The 12,746-nt window shown below is 45.7% G+C and carries 13 protein-coding genes; 6 read left to right on the forward strand and 7 right to left on the reverse strand.

Annotation, left to right across the window (positions count from 1 at the left end):
• Positions 1-34: 34 nt before the first annotated feature.
• From efp to BC343_RS04600, 6 genes are all read right to left on the reverse strand, one after another.
• Positions 35-598, reverse strand: a complete 564-nt coding sequence (gene efp, locus BC343_RS04575; protein ID WP_078346560.1) for an elongation factor P — start codon at positions 596-598, stop codon at positions 35-37.
• Positions 599-746: 148 nt separating this feature from the next.
• Entirely contained in the window at positions 747-1,367 is a 621-nt protein-coding gene (locus tag BC343_RS04580) for an ABC transporter ATP-binding protein (protein ID WP_078346561.1), read from the reverse strand.
• An 85-nt stretch (positions 1,368-1,452) separates the two neighbouring features.
• Positions 1,453-2,238: an acyl-ACP--UDP-N-acetylglucosamine O-acyltransferase gene (gene lpxA, locus BC343_RS04585; RefSeq protein ID WP_078346562.1), complete on the reverse strand. Its 786-nt coding sequence runs from the start codon at positions 2,236-2,238 to the stop codon at positions 1,453-1,455.
• Positions 2,239-2,240: 2 nt separating this feature from the next.
• Positions 2,241-3,638, reverse strand: coding sequence for a bifunctional UDP-3-O-[3-hydroxymyristoyl] N-acetylglucosamine deacetylase/3-hydroxyacyl-ACP dehydratase (locus BC343_RS04590; RefSeq protein ID WP_078346563.1), 1,398 nt, complete (start codon positions 3,636-3,638; stop codon positions 2,241-2,243).
• Positions 3,639-3,726: 88 nt separating this feature from the next.
• Positions 3,727-4,767 carry a UDP-3-O-(3-hydroxymyristoyl)glucosamine N-acyltransferase gene (lpxD, locus tag BC343_RS04595; RefSeq protein ID WP_078346564.1) on the reverse strand — a complete coding sequence of 347 codons (1,041 nt, stop codon included), beginning with the start codon at positions 4,765-4,767 and terminating at the stop codon, positions 3,727-3,729.
• A gap of 164 nt (positions 4,768-4,931) precedes the next feature.
• Positions 4,932-6,158: an HD domain-containing protein gene (locus tag BC343_RS04600; RefSeq protein WP_078346565.1), complete on the reverse strand. Its 1,227-nt coding sequence runs from the start codon at positions 6,156-6,158 to the stop codon at positions 4,932-4,934.
• A gap of 138 nt (positions 6,159-6,296) precedes the next feature.
• Here BC343_RS04600 and porX point away from each other — a divergent pair, with 138 nt between their 5' ends.
• From porX to BC343_RS04615, 4 genes are all read left to right on the forward strand, one after another.
• Complete coding sequence (gene porX, locus BC343_RS04605; protein ID WP_078346566.1) at positions 6,297-7,850, forward strand: T9SS response regulator signal transducer PorX; 1,554 nt, start codon at positions 6,297-6,299, stop codon at positions 7,848-7,850.
• Positions 7,851-7,918: 68 nt separating this feature from the next.
• Positions 7,919-8,083 carry a hypothetical protein gene (locus tag BC343_RS31195; protein WP_162276816.1) on the forward strand — a complete coding sequence of 55 codons (165 nt, stop codon included), beginning with the start codon at positions 7,919-7,921 and terminating at the stop codon, positions 8,081-8,083.
• On the forward strand, positions 8,050-8,466 hold the full coding sequence (gene tsaE / locus BC343_RS04610) for a tRNA (adenosine(37)-N6)-threonylcarbamoyltransferase complex ATPase subunit type 1 TsaE (protein ID WP_078346567.1): 417 nt from the start codon (positions 8,050-8,052) through the stop codon (positions 8,464-8,466). Before BC343_RS31195 ends, tsaE begins: the two co-directional genes overlap by 34 nt.
• A 51-nt stretch (positions 8,467-8,517) precedes the next feature.
• Positions 8,518-9,744 (forward strand): alanine dehydrogenase, encoded by a 1,227-nt coding sequence (locus BC343_RS04615; protein WP_078346568.1) that lies wholly within the window; start codon positions 8,518-8,520, stop codon positions 9,742-9,744.
• On the opposite strand, the gene BC343_RS04620 is transcribed toward BC343_RS04615, so the two are convergent.
• The gene (locus BC343_RS04620) at positions 9,741-10,352 is read right to left on the reverse strand and encodes a SixA phosphatase family protein (RefSeq protein WP_078346569.1); all 612 of its coding nucleotides are present in this window, start codon (positions 10,350-10,352) and stop codon (positions 9,741-9,743) included. The two genes, BC343_RS04615 and BC343_RS04620, sit on opposite strands and share 4 nt — an antisense overlap.
• A 47-nt stretch (positions 10,353-10,399) precedes the next feature.
• On the opposite strand from BC343_RS04620, the gene BC343_RS04625 reads away from it, so the two are divergent.
• The gene (locus BC343_RS04625; RefSeq protein ID WP_078346570.1) at positions 10,400-11,389 is read left to right on the forward strand and encodes a YihY/virulence factor BrkB family protein; all 990 of its coding nucleotides are present in this window, start codon (positions 10,400-10,402) and stop codon (positions 11,387-11,389) included.
• Between the two features lie 99 nt (positions 11,390-11,488).
• Positions 11,489-12,727 (forward strand): aspartyl protease family protein, encoded by a 1,239-nt coding sequence (locus BC343_RS04630; protein ID WP_078346571.1) that lies wholly within the window; start codon positions 11,489-11,491, stop codon positions 12,725-12,727.
• Positions 12,728-12,746: the final 19 nt, after the last annotated feature.

Below are 12,746 nucleotides of genomic sequence, written 5' to 3' on the forward strand. Positions count from 1 at the left end.
GGAGGCTTTCGTATATACTGTCCTAATTTAACGCTTAACTTTTCACACGCTCTACATAAGCGCCGGTAGCGGTATCAACCTTTACTTTATCGCCAATGTTGATGAACAACGGCACTTTTATTTCGGCACCGGTTTCAACAGTGGCATTTTTCATAGCACCTGTTGAGGTATCGCCTTTTACCGCAGGCTCGGTGTAAGTAATTTCTAACTCGGCCGAACCGGGAATAGAACCCATGATAGCCTCATCACTTTCGAAAGCTACGACAACGTTAGTGCCTTCTTTCAGGAATTTTATAGCGCTGCCAAATAATGTTTTCGGCACATTATGCTGATCGTAAGTATCATTATCCATTACTACTAACGATTCGCCGTCTTCGTATAAATATTGGTAGTTGCTGGTTTCTACCCTTCTGATGTCAACCTCTTCATCCGTACGGAAACGGTATTCAACCAGTTTACCGCTCCTTACGTTGCGCATACGTGCCTGGTAAAACGCACGCAAGTTACCGGGGGTGCGGTGTAAAAATTCTTCTACCTGTACCAACTCCCCGTTGAAACGCAGGATGCTGCCATTCTTTATATCAGATGCTTTTGCCATAAGTAATTACAATTGAGGGGCAAAAATAAAAATTTGATGTGAGATTTGGAAGAGGGGGGTGTAGGTGAGTAGGGAGTGGTTGGTTGGGTGAATGGTTTTTGCTTGGGCGGCACCTACAACCACGCACCGCTTAACTATTCACCACGCACTAACTTTTATAATCTGCAATACTTAACCTGTGCTTACAAAAACTGTACTCGTGCTCCTGGTTGCTGCAGATAATGGTGAGGCGGTTAGCGCTATATTGCTCTATCAAGCTCAGGTACCAGTCGATGCCTTGGGTATCAAGGTTAGAGGTTGGTTCGTCCAGCATCAGCATTGGAGTATCTGATGCGAAGGCCAACGCCAGCTTAAGGCGTTGTTTCATCCCTGAGGAGAAATACTTCACCAATTTATTGGGGCTGCCGGGAAGGCTCAATATATCTACAATGGCTTTTCTGTCCAGCCCGGCTTTGTATTCCTTAAACTTAAAATGAAAATCTATTATCTCGTTCAGGCTAAACTCTTCTATCAATTCCAGGTAAGGAGCAGCAAGGCTGAGGTGGCTGAACACCTCTTCAACGGGCACCGGCTTATCCTCAAATGTGTAACTCAATACCCCGGCAGAAGGAGCGAGGCTACCGTTTAAAACCTGTAGTAGCGTAGATTTACCCGACCCGTTAGAGCCCAATATGGCATAACTCTCGCGGTTGCCAAAAACATGGCTTATCCCTCGGAATATCCATTCGCGGTTAAACCGGCGGCCTATGTTTTGGAGGGTGATCTGCATTGAGTTGATAGGTGATGGTTCATAGTTGATAGCCAAAAACAACGTGGGGTTGCCATGCACCGTCAGCTATGAACCATGAACGAATTTATACCGCGCCGAAGCCCTTCATAATACCGCGCTGCGAGTTCTGCACAAAGTTTACGATCTCATCGCGCTCTACGGTTGGGTTAAACTGGGCCTCGATGATATCGAGCGCTTTGGTAACGTTGTATTTTTTGAGGAAGATAATGCGGTATATCTCCTGTATCTCGTTAATAGTTTCGGCAGAAAAACCACGGCGGCGCAAACCAACCGAGTTGATACCGATGTACGAAAGCGGCTCGCGGCCGGCCTTGGTATATGGCGGCACATCCTTACGCACCAGCGAACCACCCGATATCATGCTGTGTGCACCAATTTCAACAAACTGATGCACGGCAGAAGTTCCGCCGATAAAGGCATAGTCGTATACATTAATGTGGCCAGCCAGTTGCACGCCGTTGGCTATAATTACATTGTCGCCAATTACGCAATCGTGTGCTACGTGTGTATAAGCCATCAACAGGCAATTGCTGCCTATTGTAGTCGTATTTTTATCAAGCGCGGTACCGCGGTTAAGTGTTACGCATTCGCGGATAACGGTGTTATCGCCAATGGTTACGGTGCTGGCCTCGCCTTTGTACTTCAGATCCTGTGGCGGAGCAGATACGACCGCGCCGGGGAATATGCGGCAGTTTTTGCCAATACGGGCCCCATCCATAATTACCGAATTGGAGCCCACCCAGGTGCCTTCGCCAATTTCCACATCTTTGTGGATGGTTACAAATGGTTCTATAACCACGTTATCGGCAATTTTTGCCTGGGGGTGTATATACGCTAAAGGCTGTATCATGCTTACTTATATTTTACAATTTGCGCCATCAGTTCGGCCTCTACCACAATTTTTTCGCCAACCATACCAATGCCTTTCATTTGGGCAATGCCGCGGCGTATAGGCGCGATCAGATCGCAACGGAATATTAACGTATCGCCGGGCAAAACCTTATCTTTAAACCTGGCGTTTTCTATTTTCAGGAACAAGGTCAACCAATTTTCAGGGTCGGGCACGGTGTTCAGTACCAAAATCCCACCGGTTTGTGCCATGGCCTCTATCTGCAAAACACCCGGCATTACCGGCGCACCCGGGAAGTGGCCCACAAAGAACGGCTCGTTCATAGTAACGGCCTTTAAGCCTACCACATGCGTTTTTGATAGTTCTAATATTTTATCTATCAGCAACAATGGCGGGCGGTGCGGCAGAATGTTCATTATCTGCACCGTATCGTAAACCGGTTTCATGTTAGGGTCGTACACTTTTACATGTTTGCGGCTGCGCTCTTTTTTGATGAGTGTTTTTATCTTCTTAGCAAAGGCAACGTTAGCGGCGTGGCCCGGCCTTGCTGCCATAATGTGCCCTTTCAGCGGAACTCCAACCAGCGCCAAGTCGCCTATCATATCCAGCAGTTTATGGCGGGCGGGTTCGTTTTGGTGGCGAAGCTCAATGTTATTTAATATACCCTGTGGGGCTACACTAATATCCTTGCGGTTGAATAGTTTGGCAAGGTGTGCAAGTTCGTCTTCATCAACATCCTTATCAACAACCACAATAGCGTTGTTCAGGTCGCCGCCTTTTATCAGGTCGTGCTTCAGCAGCATTTCCAGTTCGTGCAAAAAGCAGAAGGTACGGCTCGATGCAATTTCTTTTTTAAACTCGCTGATAGCCGATATAGTAGCATGCTGGCTACCCAAAACGGCCGAGTTATAATCAACCATACAGGTAAAGCGGTAGTCGCCATCTAAAGGCATAGCCACCATTTCTACCTTGCGGTCGGGTTCGGTGTAATGAATGTTATAGGGGATGTGGTAGTATTCGCGGTCGGCATCCTGCTCGGTATAGCCAACAGCTTCAATAGCATCAATGAATTTGATAGAACTGCCATCCATTATTGGCATTTCGGGGCCGCTCACATCTATCAGCACGTTATCTATCTCTAAACCAACCATAGCGGCCAATACGTGTTCAACCGTGCTTACGCTCGCGCCGTTTTGAGTAAGCGTAGTACCGCGCGAGGTATCGGTTACGTTATCGCAATCCGCCTCAATAATAGGCTGGCCCGGCAGATCCACACGGCGGAATTTGTAGCCATGTTTTTCGGGAGCGGGGTTAAAAGTAAGGGTGACAAATTCGCCGGTGTGCAGGCCCGTGCCCGATACCGAAACGGCTTCCTTAATGGTTCTTTGTTTTACGTTCATCCTTTTAGTTCATTGGTTCACTCGTTCATTGGTCATTGGTGGGTTATTCAATAGCCGTTTTGCAACTAATGAACCAATGACTAACGAACTATTGAACATTCTTCATTTCTTTTATAATGTTTTCTAATTCTTTAACTCGTTTTTCAAGGTCGGGTAGTTTGCGGGTGTTTACGGCGGCGCGTAAAAAATCCTGAAAGGGTTGGTATGGCGTACCGCTCCATTTTTTATTAGGCTCTTTTATGCTGCTGTTCACCCCGGCCTGTGCGCCAAATTGCGTGCCATCGGCAATGGTTAGGTGCCCGGCAATACCAACCTGCCCGCCCATCATCACACGCTCACCAATTTTCGAGCTGCCCGATATGCCGCTCTGCGCCGCAATAACCGTGTTGGAGCCAACCTCCACGTTATGTGCTATCTGCACCAAATTATCAATTTTTGCCCCGGCGCGTATCACGGTGCTACCCATGGTTGCCCTATCAATAGTGGTATTAGAGCCAACCTCCACATTTTCTTCAATAATAACGTTGCCTATTTGCGGTATCTTGTCGTAACTGCCATCGGGCTTTGGGGCAAAGCCAAAACCGTCGCTGCCTATAATGGCACCAGAATGTATGGTTACGTTATTCCCCAAAACACAATCGAAATATACAATCACCCCCGGGAATAACGTAACATTATTACCCAGGGTAACATTATCTGCAATGTAGCAGTTGGGATATATTTTGCAATTGTTGCCCAGCTTAACACCTTGCCCAATATAGGCAAAAGCACCAACGTAGGCATCCTCGCCAACCTGTGCCGATGGGTGTATAAACGATGGTTGCTCAATACCTTTTTTATTCAACTTCAGCGTATTGTATTGCTCCAGCAGCAGGGTAAAAGCGCTGTAGGCATTCTCTACCCTTATCAGCGTAGTATTTACCGGCGCTGTTAATTGCTGGCTGTTGTTTACAATAACAATAGATGCATTGGTGGTATACAAATACTGCTCGTACTTGGGGTTGGCCAAAAACGACAGGGAACCCGGCTGTGCTTCTTCTATCTTAGCAAGCGTACTAACCGCAGCAAGGGCATCGCCCTCCACGGTTCCGTTCAGCATTAAGGCTATATCTTTTGCGGCAAATTGCATCCTGCAAATTTATGTTTATTTTATATTTTGTTTATACGATATTAATATCGAAGCCATCTGAACTCGAATTGAACGAATTTAATGAATGGGCAGAATTTGGTTTTTCTTCTATTCCATTCTGTTAAATTCGGTAATTCCCCCAAATTCGAGTTCAGAAAAAAACTTTACACCAACCCCTTACTGTAACACAGTATATATTTCTTCACCGTTTTGGTTAGCGCCTCCAGGTTGCTGTTATCGCTCGCTAAGGCTATATCGTGTATCTGTCCGTTCTTTCGCAATATCTGTATGTTACCGTCGCCTTTGTTGTAAGCGTTGTTGCGTATAGCATCGGTAAATACAAAATAAGCAGCTTCCTCTGTAGAAATGTTGTATTTCTTAGCGGCTCGCTGCCTCAGTTCGGCCACAAACTCATCGTCGGGCTGTTCAGATGTTACATCCACATGGAAGAGCTTGCGTTGTATCAAATTGTTACAAAGCTTAGCTAAAACAAAGTCTTTACTATCCGCCCATATCTTCACGGCTGCCATCACATCGGTATCGTCAAGCTTCGCAAAAATATCCAGGTGATACGGGTTGGCCCTAAACTCTTCCTCGGTAATTACTGTTTCTAAAAAGTGGTTCAGCGCTGGTGTAACATTAAATTTTTCGCCCTGCAAAGCCAGTTCGCGGCTACGGTCGAATATCTTGCAAAGCAATTGCTCGCCTGCTATTACGGTTTTGTGCAGGTACACCTGCCAGTACATCAGCCTGCGGGCTATCAAAAACTTCTCTATCGAGTAAATGCCTTTTTCTTCCACCGCCACATTATCATCCTTCACGGTAAGCATTTTAATGATACGGTCGGAACTGATAACCCCTTCGGATACGCCGGTGAAAAAACTATCGCGGTTAAGATAGTCCATCCGGTCCATATCCAACTGGCTCGATACCAACTGATGCAGGAACTTTTTAGGGTATGTGCCTTTAAAAATAGATATGGCTAAGCTTAGCTGCCCGTTGAATTGTTCGTTCAGGCGGTCCATCAATAAAATAGAAATATCCTCGTGGTCTATCCCCTCTATTATGGTATGCTCCAGCGCGTGCGAAAAAGGGCCGTGCCCAATATCGTGCAGCAATATGGCTATCAGTAGCCCTTCTTTTTCTTCTGCGGTAATAACGCAACCTTTGTTGCAAAGCGTTTCTATAGCGGTACCCATTAAATGCATGGCACCAATAGCATGGTGAAAACGGGTGTGCAAAGCGCCGGGATATACCAAATGCGTCATCCCCACCTGTTTAATATACCGTAAGCGCTGAAAGTAAGGGTGCTCAATGAGGTCGAACACCAGGTCGGATGGGATGCTGATAAACCCGTATACCGGGTCGTTTATTATTTTCTTTTTATTCAAAGCAGCAATATTGGATGCAAAAGTGCCGAATTATGACAAAACAAGCACCATGCTATTGTTAATATATGTTAAACCTTTGTATAATTTTACAACAAATTATACCACAAAGGGGTTATACGGTTGTAAAAATATATTATTATGCAGGATACTTCCATATTATGGGCCGACGACGAGATAGACTTGTTGAAACCGCACATAATGTTCTTAACAGAAAAGGGCTATAAAGTTACTACCGTAACCAATGGCCACGATGCTTTAGACGAATTTAAAAAGCAATATTACGACCTGGTTTTCCTTGACGAAAATATGCCGGGCCTTACCGGTTTAGAAACCCTGCAGCAAATAAAAAGCATTCGCAGCGATGTGCCCATTGTACTCATCACCAAAAACGAAGAAGAGTACCTGATGGAAGATGCCATAGGTTCTAAAATAGACGACTACCTGATAAAACCTGTTCACCCCAAGCAGATACAGCTTACCATAAAAAAGCTTACCGAAAACAAACGTTTGGTTACCGAGAAAACCACCATGGCCTACCAGATGGATTTCCGTACGCTGGGTATGACACTGAACGATAACCTGAGCTTTCAGGAGTGGGTGGATGTTTACAAAAAATTGATCTACTGGGAGTTGGAGTTGGAAACTTTGGAAGACGCCGGTATGCACGAGATACTTACGCTGCAAAAAGCCGAGGCCAACGTACAGTTCTGCAAGTTTGTGGAGCGTAACTACATCAACTGGCTAAAAACGCCCGATACTTCGCCAACCTTTTCGCCGCAACTGTTTAAAAAGAAAGTGTTCCCCAAGCTGGATGGCAACGGCCCGGTGTTCTTTATACTGATAGATAACCTGCGGTACGATCAGTTCAAGATCATCAACCCTATTATATCCGAATATTTCCGTTTGGAGGAAGAGGATACTTATTACAGTATTTTGCCAACGGCTACGCAGTATGCCCGTAACGCCATATTCTCGGGACTGATGCCTTTGGATATGGAAAAACGTTACCCCGGCATGTGGCAAAACGATGAGGACGAGGGCGGTAAAAACTTGTACGAAGCGGAGTTTTTGGCCGATCAGCTTAAACGCACCCTTCGGAGAGAAATTAAGCATTCGTACCACAAAATACTGAACATTGATGAGGGGCGTGCGCTAAACGAATCGGTAAACAACCTAATGCAGAACGACCTGAACGTTGTTGTTTACAACTTTGTGGATATGCTTAGCCATGCCCGTACCGATATGCAAATGATACGCGAACTGGCCAGCGACGATGCAGCTTATCGTTCATTAACCTTATCGTGGTTCGAGCATTCGCCGCTATTGGAGCTATTGAAGTTTTTGGCCAACAAGCAGGCGCGTGTAATCATCACTACCGACCACGGTACCATCAAGGTAAAAAATCCGAGCAAGATCATCGGCGACCGTAACACCAATACAAACCTGCGTTACAAGCAAGGCAAAAACCTCAACTTTACAGCCAAAGAGGTTTTCCACATTCGCAACCCGCACGATGCTATGTTGCCAAAGCTACATGTAAGCAGCAGTTTTGTATTTGCCAAAAGCGATGCCTACTTTGTGTACCCGAACAATTACAACCATTTTGTGAATTTTTATAACGAAACCTTCCAGCACGGCGGCATCTCGTTAGAAGAAATGATCATCCCGATAGTAACTTACGGGCCCAAATAGAAATTAGCAACAATCCTAACCACCATGTCATTTCGAACCCTTACGCGAAGGGCGAAAGCGGGGCAAGGGTGAGAAATCTTATACGCAAAAGCATTGCCGCGAAGCACGATGTACAAGATTTCTTTTCGCCCGCCGACACCGCCACCCCGCTGCTCATCGAAATGACATGGTCAGTAAAGGTTCAAATATTCAATACCCCATGGATATCCACATCAATACCCTTCAGGAATTAGCCGACAGCGCGCCCGAAATACTAAAATACGCGGGCAGTAATAAAATATTTTTGTTTTATGGCGATATGGGCGCCGGCAAAACCACGCTCATTAAATCGCTTTGCGCGGCGCTTGGCGTTACCGACGAAGCTACCAGCCCAACATTCTCCATCGTAAACGAGTACGCGGGTAGCAACGGCCCGGTATACCATTTCGATTTTTACCGCTTGAAGGAACAGGCGGAGGCGCTGGATATGGGTTACGAAGAGTATTTTTTCTCAGAGAATTACTGCTTTATTGAGTGGCCCGAAAAAATTGCAGGGCTTATTCCGGATACTTATACCGGTATTCGCATAGAAGTGTCAGAAGATGGTGCGCGCCAAATAACTGTGGAAAACATTTGATGCACATGCCCGTTGTTTTTCTTATCTTCAACATCCGGAAAGTAAGAAAACATGAGTTCAGGAAAATATAGCGGATTTTCTGACGTCGCACGCCAGGCGCTGATGCTACCCCAGGAATCGATGCTGGAGGTTAAAAGCAAAAAAAACAAACTGTACATCGGCATCCCTAAGGAAGTTTCCTTCCAGGAAAACCGCATTCCGCTTACGCCGCTTTCGGTAGCGTTATTGGTAAACAACGGGCACGATGTTTACCTGGAGAGCAATGCCGGCCAGGCGGCCAATTTTTCCGACACCAATTACAGCGAGCAGGGCGCACAAATAGTATACGATACCAAACGCGTTTACGAAGCCGACATCATCATCAAAGTAGCGCCGCCCACGCTGGAAGAAATTGCCATGATGAAGCCGGGGCAATTGCTTATATCGGCCCTGCAAGTAGCAACCTTAAAGCCCGAATGCCTGCAAGCTATGCTGGCAAAAAAAATAACAGCCATTTGTTTCGAAAACATTGAGGACGAAGGCGGTACGCTAACCGTAGTACGCGCCATGAGCGAAATAGTAGGTGCTACATCTATCCTCATAGCAGCAGAATACCTCAGCAATATTTTCGGTGGAAAAGGCCTGATGCTTGGTGGCATTACCGGCGTTCCGCCTACCGAAATTGTAATACTTGGCGCAGGTACTGTTGGCGAATACGCCGCGCGCACCGCCATTTCGCTGGGGGCCGAAGTAAAAGTATTCGACCCATCTATTTACAAACTACGCCGCCTGCAAAACAATATTGGCAGCCGCATATTCACCTCGGTGGTGCAGCCCATTGTTTTAGAGAAGGCAGTTACTACCTGCGATGTGGCCATTGGCGCTATGCGTGCCGATGATGGCCGTAGCCCCTGCTTGGTATCAGAAGCCACTGTTGCCAAAATGAAACCCAACTCGGTTATTATCGATGTGAGTATAGACCAGGGGGGCTGCTTCGAAACATCCGAGGTTACTAACCACACCCACCCGGTGTTCAGGAAATACGACGTTATACACTATTGTGTACCAAACATAGCCTCGCGCGTGGCGCGCACTGCTACCTATGCACTAACAAATATTTTTGCGCCTATATTATTAGATATTGGCGAGCAAGGCGGGCTAAAAAACGTCATCTGGAAAAAAACAGGAATACGCAATGCCGTGTACATATACCAGGGCCACCTCACCAACAAACATATGGGCGAGCGCTTTAATATACCCTGTAAAGACTTAGACCTGCTGGTGGCCGCCAACCACTAATAGTGCGAGGCGGGCGTTACAAATTGCTGGGCGGGCCGGTTATCCTCTTTGTACTTTTGCGGCAGGTCTGATTTGTGGTGCAGCGTACCATAGTATGATATTTCGAGTTCGCGCTCCCCGTTATCTTTAACAGTTACTTTAAATATCATATCGTAATCGTCCTCATCCAGCGTGTCAAAGGGCATTTCGGCACCAAAAGCATCCAGCAAAGGCATCAGGGTGTTTGAGTGGCCTATCACCAACACATTGCTTCCATTGAAGTTTTTCAGTATAGTTTTGGCAAATGTTTTTAAGCTATCATCATAAACACGCGGAAGTATTTTGGCCTGTGCTGCGAGTGGGCGGCCCGTTTCGCCGGTGCGTTTATACTTGGTTACATAAATTGCTTTTATCTTTTCACGCTTAAGGTATTTGGCAAGGGCTTCGGCTCGCTTCAGCCCATCTGCAGACAAGCTTGGGTCATCGGCGCTTTTTACTGTTGCGGGTTCTTTTTCGGCATGGCGAACCAGCCAAACGGTAGTTTTTTGTGCAAAGGCACTATAATTGCTAAGGAAAAAACAAACAAAGAGTACTTTAAAGGCTTTAGATTTTAGCAATACGTTTTTCATAGCGTGCTTAATGGGTTATAAGTAAAGGTATCTACAAATATATTGATATGAAGTTTTTCAGTAAAGAATATTTAAAACAGCTTTATAAGGTTTTAGTGGCAACATTTAGCGGCTTTGGTGCCGATAATGGTTTAAAACTAAGCGCCTCCCTGGCATACTACACCGTATTTTCCATAGCGCCGCTGCTTATACTCGTTATATCATTGGCTGGTTTGGTTTTCGGGCACGATGCCGCCACCAACCGCCTCTACCCCGAAATAAAACAGTATGTGGGCGAAGCTGCTGCCTTACAAATACAGGAAATGCTAACCAAGCTGGAGCTTAGCGGTAAAACCGGGATAGCGGTAGTTGTAGGCGTGGGCACATTGTTGCTGGGTGCAAGCAGTATTTTTTTAGAGATACAAGATTCGTTAAATATTATATGGCGCGTAAAGGCAAAACCCAAAAAGGGCTGGCTAAAAATGCTGCAAAACCGCTTTTTATCATTCTCGCTAATTGTAAGCCTTGGGTTTTTATTAATGGCATCGTTGGTTATCAACTTTTTGTTAGATGCGCTTAAAACACAAATAACCCGGTTTGTGCCCAGCGTAACCAGCCTGCTTATTGGCGGCATAAACCTGGGCGTTACGCTTATTGTTATATCGGTATTATTCGCCATTATATTTAAGGTTTTGCCCGATGTGAAGATAAAATGGAAGGATGTGCGCTCGGGTGCCATTTTCACCGCTATTTTGTTTATGCTGGGGCAATACGCCATCAGTTTATATATCCAATACACCGCAACCGGTTCAACTTACGGCGCAGCGGGTTCACTAATTGTTATTTTAGTATGGATATATTATACTGCGGCTATACTATACATCGGTGCCGAGTTTACGCAGGTATACGCTGAAGCAAGCGGCAGCCATATAGAACCTGCAGATTATGCCGTACATGTACAGCAAACCGAAGTAGAGCGTAGCGTGGGCCAGCTGCCGGCCCAAAACCCCGAATTGAAAGGCAACCTGAAAAAAGAAGAAAAGGCAGTTAAAAGTTAGCCTATACCAAGCGCTCAATACCTTTAATAAACAACGCAGCGTTTAGCATTGCCATTTTAATGAATTAATGGTGTACATTTAGCTACCAATTTTACCCGGTTGTTAGCAGCACTAAACATATTCACCAAAAAAAGCATCGGGCTAACCGCTTTATTGTGCTTCTTAAAACTGTTCGCATGGGCCCAGTTTTTTACGGTTGATAGCCTGCACCGTAATGTTAGCATTCCGTTTAAGGTGGTGCGCAACATGGTAATTATTAAAATGAAGGTTAATGATCGTGGCCCTTTCAATTTTGTTTTAGACACCGGGGTTGGGCTGCTGATCATGACAGAGCCTAAAATGGTAGACTCTATTGGGCTTACCGTAAAACGCACTATCAAAATAACCGGCTTAGGTAACGATGGCGATTATGAAGCTACAGTTACCCCCCCGCTTGATCTTGGTATACCCGGCCTTACAAGCCATGGCATACCCGCGGCCATACTTAAGAGCGATTATTTTAATATATCAAACTACGCCGGCATGCCCATACACGGGCTTATTGGCTGGGATTTTTTTAATAACCTGGCTGTTAAGGTAACTTTCTCCGACAGCACGCTAACGGTTTGCCGCCCCAAAGACCTCAGAGGCGTTAAACGAAGCCAATACATCCCTATTACTATTGAAGGCCAAAAGCCTTACCTTGAAGCAATGGTAACATTAAACGATGGCCGCCAGATCAAAAGAAAATTGGTAGTTGACCTTGGTGCCGGGCACCCGCTTTCGTTAGAAAACATAACGGCTGTAAACGGGCTGCCCAAAACGGTTATAAAAGCCAATTTGGGGGTAGCGCTTAATGGGCCAATTGATGGCGTTGTTGGCCGGGTAAGCGCCTTATCGCTTGGCAAATACAAACTAAAAAATGTGATCACTTCTTTTCCGGATACCGATACCGCATCAATAAACTATACCGTTAAGCGCGACGGTAATTTAGGCATAGGCATACTTAAAAAGTTTAATGTGGTTTTCGATTACAGCAACAACGCTTTATACCTGAAACAAAACGAGACATTTGCCCAGCCATTTGAACACGATATGAGCGGCATCGAATATTTTTCGGCAGGCAAAAACCTCAACCACCTGGTAATAAGCCGCGTTGAACCGGGCTCCCCGGCAGAGGAAGTGGGGCTACAACGGGCCGACGAGATAGTATCTATTAATTTTCGCCCCGTTTCGCGGATGACGATAGAGGAGATTGATAGTTTGCTAAAATCGCGTACGGACCGAAGCCTTTTATTAGAAATATACCACGAAAAGCGTTACGACAAAATAATACTCACCCTAAAAAGGCGTATTTAACCCGCTCTTTGTAACAAAA

The sequence above is a fragment of the Mucilaginibacter pedocola genome, assembly GCF_002013915.1.
GTDB lineage: Bacteria > Bacteroidota > Bacteroidia > Sphingobacteriales > Sphingobacteriaceae > Mucilaginibacter > Mucilaginibacter pedocola.

Excerpts from the sequence above, each read along its gene's own strand:
- porX (WP_078346566.1), top strand. The coding sequence starts at position 6,297 with ATGCAGGATACTTCCATATTATGGGCCGACGACGAGATAGACTTGTTG.
- BC343_RS04625 (WP_078346570.1), top strand. The coding sequence starts at position 10,400 with ATGAAGTTTTTCAGTAAAGAATATTTAAAACAGCTTTATAAGGTTTTA.
- BC343_RS04580 (WP_078346561.1), bottom strand. The coding sequence starts at position 1,367 with ATGCAGATCACCCTCCAAAACATAGGCCGCCGGTTTAACCGCGAATGG.
- BC343_RS04620 (WP_078346569.1), bottom strand. The coding sequence starts at position 10,352 with ATGAAAAACGTATTGCTAAAATCTAAAGCCTTTAAAGTACTCTTTGTT.
- lpxD (WP_078346564.1), bottom strand. The coding sequence starts at position 4,767 with ATGCAATTTGCCGCAAAAGATATAGCCTTAATGCTGAACGGAACCGTG.
- BC343_RS04615 (WP_078346568.1), top strand. The coding sequence starts at position 8,518 with ATGAGTTCAGGAAAATATAGCGGATTTTCTGACGTCGCACGCCAGGCG.
- lpxA (WP_078346562.1), bottom strand. The coding sequence starts at position 2,238 with ATGATACAGCCTTTAGCGTATATACACCCCCAGGCAAAAATTGCCGAT.
- tsaE (WP_078346567.1), top strand. The coding sequence starts at position 8,050 with ATGGATATCCACATCAATACCCTTCAGGAATTAGCCGACAGCGCGCCC.
- efp (WP_078346560.1), bottom strand. The coding sequence starts at position 598 with ATGGCAAAAGCATCTGATATAAAGAATGGCAGCATCCTGCGTTTCAAC.
- BC343_RS04590 (WP_078346563.1), bottom strand. The coding sequence starts at position 3,638 with ATGAACGTAAAACAAAGAACCATTAAGGAAGCCGTTTCGGTATCGGGC.